11 protein-coding genes are annotated in these 16818 nt (G+C 71.5%); 6 read left to right on the top strand and 5 right to left on the bottom strand.

The window, feature by feature from the left end; translation table 11 throughout:
• Nucleotides 1-125 precede the first annotated feature (125 nt).
• The 3 genes from ACWDR3_RS30530 (at nt 126) to ACWDR3_RS30540 (ending at nt 4031) form a co-directional block, all read left to right on the top strand.
• Nucleotides 126-1730 carry an alpha/beta hydrolase gene (locus ACWDR3_RS30530; RefSeq protein WP_450355801.1) on the top strand — a complete coding sequence of 535 codons (1605 nt, stop codon included), beginning with the start codon at nt 126-128 and terminating at the stop codon, nt 1728-1730.
• Between the two features lie 118 nt (nt 1731-1848).
• Nucleotides 1849-2946 carry a baeRF3 domain-containing protein gene (locus tag ACWDR3_RS30535; protein WP_450355802.1) on the top strand — a complete coding sequence of 366 codons (1098 nt, stop codon included), beginning with the start codon at nt 1849-1851 and terminating at the stop codon, nt 2944-2946.
• Between the two features lie 71 nt (nt 2947-3017).
• Nucleotides 3018-4031, top strand: a complete 1014-nt coding sequence (locus ACWDR3_RS30540; RefSeq protein WP_450355803.1) for a Gfo/Idh/MocA family protein — start codon at nt 3018-3020, stop codon at nt 4029-4031.
• Between the two features lie 34 nt (nt 4032-4065).
• On the opposite strand, the gene ACWDR3_RS30545 is transcribed toward ACWDR3_RS30540, so the two are convergent.
• Nucleotides 4066-6090 carry a phosphocholine-specific phospholipase C gene (locus tag ACWDR3_RS30545; RefSeq protein ID WP_450355804.1) on the bottom strand — a complete coding sequence of 675 codons (2025 nt, stop codon included), beginning with the start codon at nt 6088-6090 and terminating at the stop codon, nt 4066-4068.
• 178 nt (nt 6091-6268) lie between these two features.
• Nucleotides 6269-6682 carry an SsgA family sporulation/cell division regulator gene (locus ACWDR3_RS30550; protein ID WP_124001286.1) on the bottom strand — a complete coding sequence of 138 codons (414 nt, stop codon included), beginning with the start codon at nt 6680-6682 and terminating at the stop codon, nt 6269-6271.
• Nucleotides 6683-7066: 384 nt separating this feature from the next.
• Between ACWDR3_RS30550 and ACWDR3_RS30555 the strand changes: the two genes are divergently transcribed.
• The gene (locus tag ACWDR3_RS30555) at nt 7067-8497 is read left to right on the top strand and encodes a PP2C family protein-serine/threonine phosphatase (RefSeq protein ID WP_450355805.1); all 1431 of its coding nucleotides are present in this window, start codon (nt 7067-7069) and stop codon (nt 8495-8497) included.
• Between the two features lie 62 nt (nt 8498-8559).
• On the opposite strand, the gene ACWDR3_RS30560 is transcribed toward ACWDR3_RS30555, so the two are convergent.
• Nucleotides 8560-10050 (bottom strand): DNA-binding protein NsdB, encoded by a 1491-nt coding sequence (locus tag ACWDR3_RS30560; RefSeq protein ID WP_450355806.1) that lies wholly within the window; start codon nt 10048-10050, stop codon nt 8560-8562.
• A gap of 233 nt (nt 10051-10283) precedes the next feature.
• Here ACWDR3_RS30560 and ACWDR3_RS30565 point away from each other — a divergent pair, with 233 nt between their 5' ends.
• Entirely contained in the window at nt 10284-11426 is a 1143-nt protein-coding gene (locus tag ACWDR3_RS30565) for an aminoglycoside phosphotransferase family protein (protein WP_450355807.1), read from the top strand.
• A 277-nt stretch (nt 11427-11703) separates the two neighbouring features.
• Entirely contained in the window at nt 11704-13668 is a 1965-nt protein-coding gene (locus ACWDR3_RS30570; protein WP_450355808.1) for an N-acetylmuramoyl-L-alanine amidase, read from the top strand.
• Between the two features lie 4 nt (nt 13669-13672).
• On the opposite strand, the gene ACWDR3_RS30575 is transcribed toward ACWDR3_RS30570, so the two are convergent.
• Nucleotides 13673-14170, bottom strand: coding sequence for a hypothetical protein (locus ACWDR3_RS30575; RefSeq protein WP_450355809.1), 498 nt, complete (start codon nt 14168-14170; stop codon nt 13673-13675).
• A gap of 37 nt (nt 14171-14207) precedes the next feature.
• Nucleotides 14208-16818: ATP-binding protein (locus tag ACWDR3_RS30580; RefSeq protein WP_450355810.1), on the bottom strand; the 2611-nt coding region annotated here is incomplete at its 5' end.

Raw genomic sequence — 16818 nt, forward strand, 5'->3', positions numbered from 1 at the left:
AGGCCGCACAGGGTAGGGCAGTTCGCACCACCCCGCTCGTCCGGAGGCGGGGGCTGCGGTGCCCGCCTATCGTGATCGAGGACGCCGTTCCACCCGGTCCGCAGTGGGCGTCCCAGGAGGCATCGATGCTGGCCAAGCTGTCCACGCGGCCCGTTGTCCGGCGCTGCGCGTTCACCGGAGTCGTCGGCCTGGCCCTGCTGGCCGCCGGCCTGCCCGCGGTGGCCGCCGACGGCACGCAAACCGACCTCTCACGCTTCTACCGGCAGAAGGTCGCCTGGAAGAAGTGCGACATGGACGCGCCCAAGGACCTGCAGTGCGGCAAGGTCACGGTCCCGCTCGACTACGCCAAACCCTCCGCCGGCACGATCGATCTGGCGATGGCCCGCTATCGGGCGACGGGCAAGAAGCGGGGCTCGGTGCTGTTGAACTTCGGCGGTCCGGGCGGTGCGGGGGTGAACGAACTCGCCGCCGGCGGGGACGAGTTCATGAGTCTGACCAACGGCTACGACGTGGTGAGCTTCGACCCGCGCGGGGTGGGCAGGTCCTCGCCGGTCAGCTGCGGCGACGGTTCCGACGAACCCTCGGAGAGCTCGGACGGGGACGGCGGGCTGAGCGATCCGCAGGCCGTACTGCGGCAGTTGCGCACCGCCGCCGCCCAGTGCGCCGAGAACTCGGGGCCCGTCCTGCGCCACATCGGCACGGTCGACGCCTCCCGCGACCTGGACGTCATGCGCCAGGCGGTCGGCGACAAGAAGCTCAACTACCTGGGTTTCTCGTACGGAACCCGGCTCGGCGCGGTGTACGCGGCCCAATTCCCCAAGAAGGTCGGCCGGTTGGTGCTCGACGGGGTCGACACACTGACCGAGCCGATGGCCGAGCAGGGCATCGCCGGCGCCGAGGGGCAGCAGACGGCTCTGGAGGATTTCGTCAACTGGTGCGTCAAGGACATCGCCTGTCCGTTCGGCCAGGACGCGCGCGACGCCCGCGAGCAGGTCGTCCGACTCGTCGAGTCGCTGGACGAGGATCCGGTGCCGACCGACTTCGGCGAGGGGTTCACCGGCCAGGATCTCGTGGGCGCCATCGGCCAGGCCCTCTACAGCGAGGAGATGTGGCCCTCCCTGGAGCGCGCCCTCGCCTCGCTGGTCGAGGACGGCGACACCCGCGGGGTGATGGCCTTCGCGACCGGCGGAGTCGCCTATCCCCACCGGGCGATCGGCGAAGTCTCCTCCCCCGACCGGACAACCGCAGGCGACGGCCTGGTCGACGCGGACGACGTACCGCTCGACAATCTTCCGGCGGCGCTGATGGCGATCAACTGCGCGGACGACCCGGATCGTCCCAGCGCCGACCGGATCACCAAGGACCTCGCCCGGCTGCGCGAGCAGTACGAGCAGGCCTCCCCGGTGTTCGGCCGCTACCGGCTCACCGAGGTGCTGATGTGCTACGGCCGCCCCAAGGGCACCGACTACATCCGCGAGAAGGTGCGCGACGTCCACGGCCCGAAGATGCTCCTGGTCGGCACCCGCGGCGACCCGGCGACGCCGTACCGCTGGACCACGGAGACGGCGAGGCGGCTCGGCTCCTCGGCGGTCGTGCTCGACAACAAGGGCGAGGGGCACACCGGTTACGCCTCTTCGAAGTGCGTGCACACCAAGGTGGACCGCTTCCTGCTGTACGGTTCCCTGCCGCCGACCGGGAGTTCGTGCGGGCCCGAGGACGACAGCACCTGAGCACGATGACGTGCGGGACTGGATCCCCGGGGCGCGGGATGCTAGCAGCGATTTGTCTCTTTCGCCGGTCGCGCTTGCCCCTAATGCCCTCCCGGCGAAACGGCCCTATGGTGCTCGTATGGAGCACGACCTGAGTCCCACAGCCCTGTCCGAGCTCCGGCGCCCGCGCCCCTATCCGGCCGTGTCGGTGCTGACGCCGACGCACCGTCGAGAGCCCGAGAACGCCCAGGATCCGGTCCGGCTGCGCAATGTGGTGGCCGAGGCCAAGAAGCAGTTGGAGGCCGATCCCGCGGTGACCCGGGAGCGGCGCACCGACGTCGTCCATCAGCTCGACCAGGCCCTGGCGGAGGTGGATCTGGCCCACGCCGAGGACGGTCTGGTGATCTTCGCCGCTCCGGGTGAGCACCAGGTGTGGTCGCTCGCGCGGACCGTGCCGGAGCGCGTGGTGCTGTCGGACACCTTCCTGACCCGCAACCTCGTCTCCGCGCAGGCCGCGGAGCGCCCGTTCTGGGTGCTGTCGGTCTCTCCGGACCGGGTCACTCTCTGGAGCGGCGGCGCCGACCGCGTCACGGAGGACACCTCCGGCGGTTTCCCGCTCACCAGGAACCCGGAGAACTTCGACGCCGAACGCCAGCAGCGGATCGGCGACATGCCGAGCACCTTCCGCGACGAGGACACCAAGCACTTCCTGCGCGAGGCCGACGGTGTCATGGGCCTGGTCCTGCGCCGACAGCCGCGCCCGCTGTACGTGACCGGTGAACAGGCGGCGCTGTCGCTCCTCGACGAGGTCGGCGGGGTCACCAGGGAGGCCGTGCACCTGGCGCACGGCGGGCTCGCGCACGGCACGCCCGACGCGGTGTGGCAGGCGGTACAGCCACTGGTCGCCGCCGAGGCCCGCCGCGGCACCGACGCCGTGACCCGGGCGCTGGAGTCTGCCCGCGGTCACAAGGCGTTCGCGGCCGGTGTCGACGAGATCTGGCAGAGCGCCCAGGAGGGCCGCGTACGGCTGCTCGCCGTCGAGGAGAACTACCGGGTGACGGTCCGGGACGTCGTCGACGGCCATCTGGTCCCGGCCGAGAGCGACGACCTCGACTCCCGCGAGGACATCGTGGACGAGATCGTCGAGCAGTGCCTGGAGACCGGCGCGGACGTCCGCTTCGTCCCGGACGGCACCCTGGGCGAGGTGCACGGGATCGCGGGCGTCCTGCGCTACTGACGCGACCTCTCACATCGCCACGGTCCCGGCGTACGCTACGCCGAGATCGTCGGCGGAGAGGAAGTGCGCACGTGGGTGACCTGTTGGGCGTCGCGGTACTGGGTGCCGGGCACATGGGGGCCGACCACATCCGACGCCTCGACCGGGTGGTGAGCGGGGCCAGGGTCGCCGCCGTGGCCGATCCCGATCTCGCGTCCGCGAAGGAGGCGGTGGCCGGCCTCGACGGGGTCTTCGTCCACCCGGACCCGGAGGCCGCGCTCGACGCCCCTGGCGTGGAGGCCGTCCTGATCGCCTCGCCGGGCCCTGCGCACGAGGAGGCGCTGCTGGCGGCCTTCGCCCGCGGGCTGCCGGTGCTGTGCGAGAAGCCCATGGTCCCGGATTCCGTCGGCGCGCTGCGCGTGGTGGAGGCCGAGGCGCGCCTGGGCCGACGGCTGGCGCAGATCGGGTTCATGCGGCGCTACGACGCCGAGTACCGGCGTCTCAAGTCCCTGTTGGACGACGGGCGGTTGGGGCGTCCGCTGATGCTGCACTGCACCCACCGCAACGTCTCCTCCCCGCCGGGCTTCACCTCGGCGATGCTGATCAACAGCTCCGTCTCGCACGAGATCGACGCGGCCCGTTGGCTGCTCGGCCAGGAGCTGACCGCCGTGACCGTGCTGCGTCCCCGCTCGGCCGCCGGTGCACCCGAGGGGCTGCTGGACCCGCAGTTCGTGCTCTTCGAGACCGAGGGCGGCGCCCTGGTCGACGTCGAGGTGTTCGTCAACTGCGGCTTCGGCTACCAGGTGCGCTGCGAGGCCGTCTGCGAGGCGGGCAGCGCGCGCATCGGCGACGAGCACGCGATGCTGGTCACCACCGGTGGCACGGCCGGCGAGGAGGTCCCGCAGGACTACCTCGTGCGCTTCGCCGCCGCCTACGACCGCGAGGTGCAGTCCTGGGTGGACGCCACCCGGCGCGGACAGGTCACCGGTCCGAGCGCATGGGACGGCTACGCGGCCTCCGTGGTCGCCGAGGCCGGGGTCCGGGCGCTGGAGACCGGCGACCGCACGGCCGTCGACCTCGCCCAACGCCCGGACCTCTACGCCTAGTTCAGCCGCTGACGCCTGGATCTCGGCGCCGAGTTCAGCCGCTGACGCTCGCCGCGCCCGACTCCAGGTGGCCGGTGAACCGGCGCGACCAGGTGGTGTCGGAGTCGACGGTGACCGTGAAGTCGTACCAGCCGTTCTGGTAGGCCACGGCGTTGAAGTAGTCCTCCGTCGCTCCGCCCGCCGGGACGGTGTACGTCCACGGCCCGTCCGTCCGGTACTGGTTGGCGGTGATCGTGAACTTCACCGGTGCGGTGCCCGAGTTGGCCATCCGGAGCCAGAGGGCCAGCTTGCCGGTGCCGGACTCGACGGCGTAACGGGTGCTCACCTCCGCCGACTTGCCCGCCTTCGTGGCGTCGCCCTTGAAGCGGCGCAGGAAGCGGTTGGGGCCGACCATCGTGAGGTCGTACTTGCCGTCGCCGTACCCCGAGCCGATGTTGAAGTAGTCGGAGGCCGTGCCGCCCGGGTCGACCGTGTACTGCCACGGGGTGGTGTCGCGGTAGGCGTTGGGGTGGATCGAGAGGTGGGCGGCACTCTTGGCCGCGCCGCCCTGGTTGGCCATCGCGAACCAGGCGAGGACCTTGCCGCCGGTGCCGAACTCCAGGCGGTCCAGATGGCCGTTCGGCTGGTACGGCAGCGCGCGGGCGGGCCGGGTGCCGGGCTCCTGGGCGGGCAGGGCGTTGGTCGTGGGCACCGGGTTGGGCAGCGGGCCGCAGGTGTCGTAGCCGATGACCTTGGTCGCGGGGAGCGCCACGGAGCCGTACTCCGGGTGGGCGAAGTCGAAGACGCCGGTCAGGTCGCCGCTGACCTTGCGGCGCCAGGCGCTGATGTTGGGGCAGGCGGCCGGCTTGCCCAGGGCGGTCGTCCAGGTCTCCAGGAAGCGCAGTACCGAGGTGTGCTCGAAGACCTCGGAGGAGACCCAACCGCCGCGCGTCCAGGGCGAGACGACGATCATCGGGACGCGGAAGCCGAAGCCGTACGGGACACCGTTGAGGAACTCCCCCGCGGTGCCGGCGGGCGGGGCCGGGGGCGGGACGTGGTCGAAACAGCCGTCGTTCTCGTCGTAGTTGAGGAACAGGACGGTCGAGTCGAGGACGTCCTGGTCGGCGGCGAGGGCCTGGTAGACGAGGTTCACGAAGTGGGCGCCGTCGCCGGGCGGGGCGTACGGGTGCTCGGAGAAGGCCTGGTTGGGGACCACCCAGGAGACCTGCGGGAGGGTGCCGGCGACGACGTCCGCCTTGATGGCGGCGGCGATGTCGTCGGGGGTCGAGCCCGTCACCTTGGGGACGGAGGACATGCCGCGGTCGTAGAGGGGGTCACCCGCCTTGGCGGAGGCGAACTTCTTGAAGTAGGCGCAGGCGTTGTCGCCGTAGTTGTCCTGCGCGTTCTGGTAGACCTTCCAGCTCACCCCCGCGCTCTGCAGCGCCTCGGCGTAGTTCTGCCAGGTGAGGCCGGACTCGTCGCCTCCGTCGTAGCTGGTGGAGTCGACCTTGCCGCTCCACAGATAGGTGCGGTTGGGGCCGGTCGCGCTGAGCGTGGAGCAGAAGTAGGCGTCACAGATCGTGTAGGCGTCGGCGAGCGCGTAGTGGAAGGGGATGTCGGAGCGGTCCAGGTAGCCGAGGGACCGTACGTTCCCCACTCCGGAGACCCAGTTGTCGAGCCGGCCCTTGTTCCAGGCGGAGTGCTGGGAGGACCAGGAGTGCGGCAGATCGCCGTTGCACTGGGCGAGGGTCGCGCCGTCCGTGCCGCCCGCGGCCGGGGTGGCGCTGAGCTTCCAGGGGTACTGGCGGCCGGAGCCGTTCGGCTGGTTGAAGACCGGGTACCCGCCGCCGAGCGTGATGCCGCTGCGGTCGTCGAAGCCGCGGACGCCCTTGAGGCGTCCGAAGTAGTGGTCGAAGCTGCGGTTCTCCTGCATCAGGATCACCACGTGCTTCACGTCCGAGATCGTGCCGGTCGCCGCGCTCTGGGCCGCGGCCGCCGTCCGGGTCGTGGCGCCCACTGCCATGCCCGCCGCCACGGTGGCGCCGAGCCCCACGAAGCCTCTTCGGCTGATCGGTGTCATTCGCCCCGCCCTCGTCACCGGCATGCCCCTGCGGCACGCCGCGCGTCAGGGTGCACGGGGTGATCGTCAGGGTCCATACCCGGGCGATGAGCCGGAGATGAACAAAAGTCAAAGCCGCTCGGGCAGCGCCGAACGAGACGTTGCCGAATGCGCCGTTGCCGAGTCAGGCGGTGTCGAGTCAGACGTTGCCGAACAGGGCGCTGATCCCGCGGTCCACGGCCGCGTCGAGGTCCTCCTCGCCAGCCGCGACCACGGCGTACGTCCGCAGCAGGAAGCGCTGCAGCGCATCCGTGTCGAACTGGAGCAGGGCGAGGCCGAAGGGCGAGTGGAACTCCAGGACCGTACGAGCTCGCCCGCACGGCCAGATGTGCACGTCCCCGCCGCCTGCCGGACCGCGCAGCCCCTCCTCCAGGAGGGAGCGCCCGAAGGTCCAGGTGACCCCGGTGCCGTCCAGCGAGACGTCCGGCGGGAACTCGACATGCACGGCGAGGGGATCCGTGGAGCTGTAGCGGAAGGTGGCGGGAACGGGCAGCTCCTGTTCTTCAGCAGTGATCAGTCGACCGCGGGCGGGCTGCTCAAGAGTGATGTCCATGCTGTTACGACCCCGAAGGTGCCGTTTGCATTACGTCGAAGCGCTTACTAATTTCTGTGACCTGCATCACACGACCCGAACGGACTCAGACGTACCGGATCCCCTGGTCAGATCCTCCAGAACAAGAGACCATCGAACGCACGCCTGAATGTCCACCCGACATCCACGGCAGCCCGTCAAGTCGCGTACCCCGCCTACGACTTGACCGTCGAACGGCGTACCGCAGCCGCACGGCACCACCTATCCGTGAAGACGCTGGCATATGCCAGAAGCACCACCGCATCGTGTGTTGCCAAATCCCTTACAGCGCGTCGCGGGCTGTGCGACAGTCGTAACCGTCCCTCCGTCAGCCCCGGCCGTACCGTCCCCGCATCGGAGTGCGTCATGTCGTCCCCTCTCTCTGCGGATCACCCAGCCGCCCATCCGCCGGGAAGCGGTTCGGTCGACGCGCTGATATCGCAGACACGACGGCTCAAGGGCGAGGTTGACGCCGTACGACGGGACGCGCGCAGCGACGCGGCGGAGCCCCGGGAGCGCTGGGAGCGCGCGGTCTACGACCTGGCGCTGCACCAACTCAACGACCTCGACGCCCACTTGGCGCAACTGCGGGACGGCCTTCCACAGACACCGTACGCCGCCGAGGCGGCGCCCCAGATTCGGGCCGTGCCGCCCGCTCCCCGGCGCGGCTCACTCCTCAGCAGGGTGGGCAGCGCCGAGTGGAACCTGCTGACGGACGAGGCGAGTTGGTCCGGCGAGCTCTATCAGATCCTCGGACGCGCCCCCGAGGCCCCGCCGTTGACCCTCGACGAACTGCCCTCCGTGGTGCTCGACGAGGACCGGACCGGGCTGACGGCGATGGTCACGAGCTGTCTCGTCGACGCCAAACCCATCGACGGGGAGTTCCGTGTCGTCCGCCCGGACGGCGAGGTGCGGACCGTGCACATGATGGGCGAGCCCGTCCTCGACGGCGACGGCAGCACCGTCTCGATGTGGGCCGTCCTGCGGGACGTCAGTGAACTGCGGCGCAGCCAGCGGGCGGTGAGCGAGACCCGTGACTCGCTCCAGGACCAGGAGCAGCGTGCGCGGACCGAGCAGCGGCTCGCGGTCGAACTGCAGGAGGCCGTGCTCCCGCCGTGGCACGGCTCCCCGCGCCTGGCGCACCAGGGCCCCCAGACCCTCGACCTGGCGGCACACCAACTGCCGTCCTCGACGAGCGCATTGATCGGCGGCGACTGGTACGACGCGCTTCAACTGTCCGACGGACAGACCCTGTTGAGCGTCGGCGACCTCACCGGCCACGGCGTCGCCGTGGCCTCGGGCATGGCGATGCTGCTGGGCGCCGTGCGGGGTATGGCGATGGCCGGCACGGAACCGGGCCAACTCCTCTCCCTGCTCAACCAGTTACTCGACGCCACCGTCCAGCCGGCCCTGGGCAGCGCGGTCTGCTGCCGCTACCGCCCGGAGACCCGCACCCTCACCTGGGCGCAGGCAGGACACCCCGCCCCGCTGCTGTTCCGCAACGGGACGGGGCGCACACTGCACGCACCGGACGGCGTCCTGCTCGGCGCGACCTCCGGGGCCCACTACGCGCAGGCCGAAGAGACCCTCGCCGTCGGTGACCTGCTCCTGCTGCACACCGACGGGCTGGTACCCGGGCTAAACCGCACGGAGACCGCACGACAGCTCCTCGACCTGGCCCCGCGCTTCGACGCGGCACCCACCGCACAGGACTGCGTGCGGCTGGTCGTGGAGGAGTTCGGCGGATCCGGGCGCGAGGACGACGCGTGCCTGCTCGTCGCCAAGGTGACGTCGTAGGCAGTGACGTGGTGACCGTCCGGCTCACATAGCCACTTGATCAGTTCCAGCGCACAAACCCCCTATGCCCGTGCGCTGTTGCCTCCGTTCGCCCGCTTCGGCAGCGCCAGTTTGATCTCCTCCCGCAGCTCGCTGATCTTCGGGTAGCTGGAGTACTCGGCGGTGAGCCGGTACATCTGGCGCAGCCGGTCCCAGGTGCGGTGGGAGGAGTTGGATCCCATCGACATCAGGGCGAGGCGTGCGTAGCGGTCGGCCTGTTCCGGGTCGTCGGCGATGAAGCAGGCGGAGGCCATCGACAGGAAGTCGAAGATCTTCGAGCGCTGCCGCCCGTCGACCCGCAGGGCCAGGGCCTTCTCCGCGTAGTGCTGGGCATGCACGGCGGCGCTCGGATCGTGCTCGGCCAGTGTGCGGTAGGCCAGCGCCTGCATGCCGTACAGGTCCTCCTCCTTGAACATCTGCATCCAGCTGGGCGGCGGCACGTCCGCCCCGTCGGAGACGAAGAGGTCCTCCGCCTGGCCAAGGGTGCGGCGCATCGCCTGGCCCTTGCCCATGGAGGCCTGTGCCCAGGCCTCGATGGTGTAGAGCATCGCCCTGGTGCGGGGCAACACCTCTTCCCCGGAGCCGGACTTGGCGAGGTTCATCAGGTCCAGCGCGTCGTCGGGCCGGCCCAGGTGCACCATCTGGCGGGCCGCTCGGGAGAGCGCCTCGCCGGCGCGGGGCCGGTCACCCCCCTCTCGTGCGGCATGGGCGGCGATGACGAAGTACTTCTGGGCCGTGGGTTCCAGGCCGACGTCGTGCGACATCCAGCCCGCGAGGACGGCGAGGTTGGCGGCGACGCCCCACAGGCGCCGCTGGAGATGGTCGGGGTGGCGGTAGGCGAGCATGCCGCCCACCTCGTTGAGCTGGCCCACCACCGCCTTGCGTTGCAGCCCGCCCCCGCGGGCCGCGTCCCAGGCCCGGAACACCTCTACCGAGCGCTCCAGTTCCTCGATCTCCTGCGACCCGATGGGGGCGGCCTCATAGCGGTCGAACCCAGCGGGGTCGGCGTGCAGGGGATCGTCGAAACGGGGAGCGTCGGCCGCGAGGGCCGGATCGGAGTGCAGCCAGTCGTACATGGCACTGGTGAGTGCGGATCCCGCGGCGAGCGCAGCGCCCGCGCCCACCAAGCCGCGTCGGTTGAGCATGAGGTCCATTCCCGTGAATTCGGTGAGGACCGCGGCGGTTCGCTCGGGCGCCCACGGCACACCGTCGGGATGTTCAGCGCTCCCGCCGTCCTGCCGTCTCCCCGCACGCCCGTGCCGGACCAGACCGAGGTCCTCGATGGTCACGACACGGCCGAGACGCTCGGTGAACAGAGCCGCCAACACCCTCGGCACCGGATCGCGCGGGACCTCGCCCGTGTCGATCCACCGCCGCACTCGCGAAGTGTCGGTCGACAGCTGGGGGTGGCCCATGGCCGCCGCCTGCCGGTTGACCAGCCTCGCGAGCTCACCCTTGGACCAGCCGGCCAGGCCGAACAGGTCCGACAAGCGGGAGTTGGGTTGTCCGCTCACGTCAAGCCCCCAGGTTCTCGGCTGAGTTGAACATAGCCCGGTGCACGTTGCCGGGCGACTATTCGCCAGGGTTCGCCAGGGTGCGCCAGATGGTGTGCCACTGCACATCTGGTGTCAGGTAGGAACGCGCCACCCCGACCCGGTCACCGAGGGACATTCCCCAGGGTGCATCCGAGGGGCCGGGCCGGGCAGCGCACCGTCGTCGCAGGCACACGAAGGGATCTGTTTCGCCCATGTACGCAGCATCGTCCTCCGTGTCCGCCCCACCCCGGTCGCTGCACCCCCGTCCGGCGGGCAGTGGCCCCTACCTCGACCCCGCCGCGCGTCCCGCGGCCACCGCGCTCGGCGCGGGCCGGACGCGGCGTGTTCCGGGGCTCGGCACCCAACCGCTCAGCGGGAGACTCGACTTGTCCGGCCCTCAGGGCGCCCAGCTGCGCACGGCGCTCGCGTCGGTGCACCGGATCTGCCCGGAGTTCGCTCCGGTGCAGGTGCTGCGCCGCAGCGGACGCTCCGTGCTCCTGGTCGGCACGACCGGGCGCAGCACGGCCGTCGCCAAGTGTTTACTGGACCACTCCCCTGCCTGGGCGGAGCGGATCCGTCATGAAATAGCCGCCTACCGCTCGTTCGTCCGGCACCGCCCCCCGGTGCGCGTCCCACGGCTGATCGCGGCGGACCCGGACAACTGCACGCTGGTGATCGAGCGGATGCCGGGACGGGTGGCGGCGCTCCAGCGCCACCCCGCCGAGGCCCCGCCCCGCGCGGACATCCGGGCGGCGTTCGGCGCGATCTGCCGACTGAACGCATGGCGGCCGCCGGCCGGCACGTTCGACGCCCCGCTGGACTACGCGGCCCGGATCTCCCGGTACCACGAGCTGGGTCTGCTCACCGACCGCGACATGGGCGATCTGCAGAAGCTGCTGCACGGCATCGCGCACTCGGCGGGCCGGCAGGGCATGGGCCAGTTCTGCCACGGCGACGCTTTGCTGTCGAACATTCTCCTGTCCCCGGCCGGTCCAGTGCTGGTGGACTGGGAGCACGCGGGCTGGTACCTGCCCGGATACGACCTGGCGACGCTCTGGTCGGTCCTCGGCGACGCACCGGTGGCCCGCCGACAGATCAGCCAGCTCGCGCAGTCCGCGGGCCCGGCCTCCCGGGACGCGTTCCTGGTGAACCTGATGCTCGTCCTGACCCGTGAGATCCGTACCTACGAGACGGCCGTGCAGCGTTCGATGCACGACTCGACCCCGGCGGCACCGGGAGCGGCCCACCCGGGTGCTGCGCCGTCCGGCGAGGAACAGCGGCTGCTGCTGAGGCGGCTGCACGACGACTGCCAGCTGGCCCGCCGGGCCGTGCGCGCGGCGGTCGGCACTCGCTGACGGGGACGAAGCTCCGCGGTGCGCCCACAGCGGCGGCGCACCGCGGATTTTCGTATGTCCCCGGCCGGCCCCGGCCTCGGCTCGCGCGCCCATTGGTATACGCCACTGACGCGTCGCAGGCCCGCGAGCCGCCGCCGAGAAACTCCTTTTCCCTCGTGTTGACGTGGGAATTCTGGTTGCCCTGGGCATGATTGACGGATCGTCTGCAAGCCGGTACCACTGAGCCACCGCCCGGCCCTGCACGCCCCGCCACGCTCGTTCGTCCCAGGAGGCTGCATTGCGTTCCGCCCCCGACTCCACGTCCACGCCCGGCAACAGACGCGCCCGCAGGACCGCGGGCGCCCTCGCCTCGGCGGCCCTGCTGCTGCCCCTGATCGGCGCGGCCCCCGCGGCCGGCGCCGGGTCCTCGGCGGACCGGCTGCAGCTGGCGTTCGCCTCGGCCGCCGCCGAGTACCACGTGCCGCAGAGCGTGCTGCTCGGCGTCTCCTATCTGCAGTCCCGCTGGGACGCGCACGCCGGGGCGCCGAGCGTCACCGGCGGCTACGGCCCGATGCACCTCACCGACGCCCGTACGGCGCTCGCCACGGCCTCGCACCACAGCGAGGGCGCGGAGGACGCCCGCGGCGACAGCGCCCGCGCCGCCCTGCACCCCGACACAAAGGTGCCGGCGAACTCCGAACTCCCGGCCCGCCTCAAGACCTTGACCAAGGCCGCCGAACTGACCGGTCTCAGCCAGGCCGAGCTGCGTACGGACCCCGCGGCCAACGTGGCCGGCGGCGCCGCGCTGCTCGCGGCAGCTCAGCAGAAGCTGGGCGAGCCTCTCAGCGCCGACCCGGCGGACTGGTACGGCGCGGTAGCCCGCTTCTCCGGCGCGGACGACACCGCCACGGCAGCCGCGTACGCGAACGACGTCTACGACGTGCTGCGCACCGGCGAGGAGCGCACCACCGACGCGGGCCAGCAGATCGCGCTGGCCGCCCAGCCCGGACTCGCCCCCGACACCGCGCAGTTGAAGCAGACGGGTCTGCGCACGCTCTCCGCGGCCGGCACCGAGTGCCCGAAGTCGGTGTCCTGCGAGTGGATCCCGGCGCCGTACGAGGAGTTCGGGGACAACGACTACGGCAACCACGACCTGGGCAACCGCCCCGCGTCGCAGAGCATCAAGTACATCGTCATCCACGACACCGAGGGCGCCTGGGACGGCGTACTGAATCTGGTCCAGGACCCCACCTACGTCTCCTGGAACTACACACTGCGCTCCACCGACGGCCTCATCGCCCAGCATGTGAAGGCCAAGGACGTTGCCTGGCACGCGGGCAACTGGTACATCAACGCCAAGTCGATCGGTCTGGAGCACGAGGGCTTCCTGGCCGCGCCGGACGCCTGGTACACGGAGGCGATGTACCGCTCCTCGGCCCGTCTGGTGAAGTACCTCGCCGCGAAGTACCGCATCCCGCTGGACCGGCAGCACATCCTCGGCCACGACAACGTGCCGGGTCCGACCACGTCGACCATCCCCGGCATGCACACCGACCCCGGCCCCTACTGGGACTGGCGCCACTACTTCGACCTGCTGGACCACCCGTTCAAGGCCACCGCGGGCAAGAAGGCCGGTCTGGTCACCATCCGCCCCGACTACGCCACGAACCAGCCCGCGTACACGGGGTGCGTCACCAAGGGCCAGCCCTGCGCGTCCCACGGCTCGGGTGAGGTCCGCCTGTACTCGGGTCCCGGCGAGACCTACCCGCTGATCAAGGACATCGGCCTGGGCACGACACCGACCATCGACGTGAACGACCTGTCGTCCCGGGTCTCCACCGGCCAGCAGTACGCCGTCGCCGAGCGCGCCGGGGACTGGACGGCAATCTGGTACCTGGGTCAGAAGGCCTGGTTCAAGAACCCGAAGAAGGACCCGGTCGCGGTCGGTGCGCGCGGTCTGGTGGTGACCCCGAAGCCCGGTCTCGCGAGCGTCCCGGTCTACGGCCGCGCCTACCCGGAGACGGCCGCCTACCCGACGGGCGTCCCCGCGCAGGCGGTCTCACCGCTGCCGTACACGATCCCGGCGGGCCAGAAGTACGTGGTCGGCGGCAAGGTACCGGGCGAGTACTACTACGCGGTCACCTTCGCGACCGACTCGCACAAGGTCGTGGTCGGCAAGGACCTGTACTACGAGATCCAGTACGGCCACCGCGTGGAGTTCGTGCGGGCGGCCGACGTGAATGTGGTGCCGTCCCGGAAGTAGCCGGTCAGCCCTGCTGGAACAGCTCCGCCGGGAGCGGTTTCAGCAGGGCGTACAGGTCGTCCGTGATGGGGCGGTCCCAGGCGGCGATGGTCACCAGGACGTTGTCGCTGCGGTCGAACTGCACACAGGAGATCCGGCTCTCGGAGAGCTTGAGCCGGCGCACGATCAGCAGGTTGTCGCCCTGCATCACGGGCATGTCCTCGGCCCCTGTGACGGTGACCTCCTCCTCGTTCTCCAGCGCCACCAGCAGCTGGGCCACCTCGAAGGGGACCTCGCCCTCGGCGATGTCACGGGCCGGAGATCCCTCGGGCAGGTTGCCGATGATCATCGCGGGGCCGCGGCCGCCGAAGAGGTCGTAGCGCAGGAAGACGCCCTGGCAGCTGCCGTCGGGCGCGGGCAGCAGACCGGCGCCCAGATTGCCGGGCCAGTCGCCCGGGTCCATGGCGAGTACGTCGAATTCGGGCCCGGCGGGAGTGGCGCTGCGGCGGCGGAGGAACGACATGCGCCCATGGTAAGGGGCTGAGCGGGGGTCGTGCGGCTCAGGTCGGCTTCAGCGCCGCCGCGAGACCGGTGCCTTCCGTGCCCATCTTCCGGTAGACCGCGGACAGCAGACGGACCGCCGTCGGTTCGTCCACGCGCAGTTCCCTCGCGATGTCGGCGTCGGTACGGCCCTGGGCGGCCAGGTTGGCCGCCGCGCGTTCGCGGGCGGTGAGGGTGTCGGTCTCGGTGCTGTGCAGGCGGCGGGGGCGCAGTCCGGCGGCGACGAGTTCGGCGCGGGCCGCGTCGACCAGGCCGTCGGCGCCGCACTGGACGGCCGCGTCGAGGCCTCGGTAGAGGTGTTCGGCGGCCTCGGTGGGGCGGCCGGTGCGGCGCAGTTCGGTGCCTAGGTCGACGAGCGCGCAGGCGAGTTCGTAGGCGGCCGGTGAGCGTTCCAGGTGGGTGACGGCTTCTTCGAGGTGCTTCACGCGGGCCGAGCCTGAGGAGACCTCGGCGGCGGCGCGCAGAGCCTGGCCGATGGCGGACGGGGCGCCGAACTGGCGGGCGCGCAGGACCGCTTCGAGGGCGGTGGCGACGGCGCGTTCGGGGGCGTCCGGGCTCTCGGCACGGGCGAGGTGGAGCTGCCAGGGGCACCAGGAGGGATTGCGGATGCCGCGAGGGTCCAACCGGCGTCCTGCGGCGGCGAGTTCGGCTGCCGCGTCCTTGTGCAGGCCGCGGGCGAGCAGGAGTTCGCCGTACACGGTCTGGGAGTCGGGGAAGACGACGGCGGCCGGGAAGGGCGGTCCGAAGGAGTAGTGCTCGGCGGTGTCGGTGGCCTCGGCGACCTGGCCGCGGGCGAGGAGGACCTCGATGAGGATGCCGACGGCGTACCAGTGGGCGGGGGTGCCGGGGCCGACGCGCTCGGCGATCCTGAGCCCGGCGCGGACGAAGTCCTCGGCCTCGGCGAGCCGTCCGCGGCGGTAGCGGAGGTAGGCGAGCAGCGTGTAGGCGAAGGAGAGATGGGCGCCGCGCCAGCCCTGCTGTTCGTACTCGGCGATGCCGGCGGCGAAGAGTTCCTCGGTACGGCCGGGGCGGTCGGCGTACATGAAGGCGAGGGCGACCAGGACGGGCACCTCGAAACCACGGTCCGGTTCCGCCCAGCGCAGTCCGCCGACCAGGGCGCGTTCGGCGTGGTGGAGGGCGACGTGGGCGGGCTCGCCGCGCAGGATCGCGTCCCAGGTGCGCAGCCCGATGATGTACCGCTCGGTGAGGTCGTACCCCTTGAGGCGGTCCGCGAGCTTGGTGAGGCGGCGGGAGCGGGAGGGGTGGTCGGGTTCGTCGGCGCGGAAGGCGTCCCACATGAACTGCTCGGCGAGCATGCGCAGCCGGACGCGGGCGTCCCCGGTGAGGCGGATCTCGCGGGCGAGGGTGTCGGAGGACTCGGCGAGGCGGTCGCTGTGGGCGAGGACCTGGGAGAGCCGGTAGACGATGTTGTGGCGCAGATCGGGGTCGCCGATCGGCTCCTCCAGGGCGGCGCGCAGATGGTTGACCGTGGTGGCCGGTTCGGTGAGCAGAGAGGCGGAGCCCAGTTCGTACAGGACGGCGGCCCGGTCCTCGAAGGGCGGGGGTTCGCGCAGGGCGCGGGCCAGGTAGCGGCGGGCCGCGTCGGGGGCGCCGGCCAGGAGGGTCTCCTCGGCGGCGGCACGCAGTTGGTGCACGACCCAGGTGTCGCCGTCGGGGTGGGTCTCCAGGAGGTGGCGGGCGGCGGCCGAAGGGCCGAGGCCGGCGTTGACCACGCACCAGGCGGCCTGGCCGTGCAGGGCGACGCGGACGCCCTGGGGAATGGCCCGGTAGACGGCGGTGGCGATCAGCGGGTGGACGAACTCCAGGGTGTCGGAGCCGGCCAGGACGCGGGCGCCGCGCAGGGCCTCGGCGGCGTCGGCCGCCTCCTCGTGCCCGAGCCCGGCGACGGCCGCGGCGAGGGCGGGATGGATCTCGGTGCCGAGGACGGCGCACGCCCAGGCGAAGCGGACGGTGGAGGTGCCCAGGCGCTCGATGCGGGCGATCAGGCCGCTGCCCTTGACGGCGTCGGCGAGGTCGCGCAGCAGATGGGCGCCGGTGCCGGTCGGGGTGAGGTCGCGGTCGCGGACCTTGGCGAGGAGTTCGACGGTCTCGAAGGGGTTGCCCGCGGTGACGGCCCAGCACTCGCGGCAGAAGGCGTCGTCGGCGCCCGCGCCGAGTGCCTCGCGGACCAGGCGGGCGACGGCGGCGGCGCTGAGCGGCTCCAGGTCGAGCGGGCGTCCGCCCGCGCGTCCGGGCAGTCCCCTGAACGACTCGGCGTGGTCCGGGAGTTCGTCGGGCCGGTAGGCGACGACGATCAGCAGCGGAAGTTGCTCGGCCCGGGGCGCGAACGAGGCGAGCCAGCGCAGGGATTCGGGGTCGGCCCAGTGGGCGTCGTCGAGGGCGAGGACCATCGGGGCGCGCTGCACGGCGAGGTGGGTGAGCACCCAGTCGAGGCCGTCGCTCAGGCCCTGGGGGTCGGGCGGGGCGCCGTAGGTGGGCGCGCACAGTCCGAGGGCGGGGCCGACGATGTCGTACCAACTGCCCATCGACGCGCGGAGATCGGCCTCCGCCGAGCCGGCGAACTGGGGTTGCAGCAGCTGGCGGGCGACG

This window comes from Streptomyces sp. NPDC001002 (genome assembly GCF_053599215.1).

Bases quoted from the DNA above. Each gene is read 5' to 3' on its own strand.
- ACWDR3_RS30530 (WP_450355801.1), top strand. From the start codon at position 126: ATGCTGGCCAAGCTGTCCACGCGGCCCGTTGTCCGGCGCTGCGCGTTC.
- ACWDR3_RS30535 (WP_450355802.1), top strand. From the start codon at position 1,849: ATGGAGCACGACCTGAGTCCCACAGCCCTGTCCGAGCTCCGGCGCCCG.
- ACWDR3_RS30545 (WP_450355804.1), bottom strand. From the start codon at position 6,090: ATGACACCGATCAGCCGAAGAGGCTTCGTGGGGCTCGGCGCCACCGTG.
- ACWDR3_RS30550 (WP_124001286.1), bottom strand. From the start codon at position 6,682: ATGGACATCACTCTTGAGCAGCCCGCCCGCGGTCGACTGATCACTGCT.
- ACWDR3_RS30555 (WP_450355805.1), top strand. From the start codon at position 7,067: ATGTCGTCCCCTCTCTCTGCGGATCACCCAGCCGCCCATCCGCCGGGA.
- ACWDR3_RS30565 (WP_450355807.1), top strand. From the start codon at position 10,284: ATGTACGCAGCATCGTCCTCCGTGTCCGCCCCACCCCGGTCGCTGCAC.
- ACWDR3_RS30575 (WP_450355809.1), bottom strand. From the start codon at position 14,170: ATGTCGTTCCTCCGCCGCCGCAGCGCCACTCCCGCCGGGCCCGAATTC.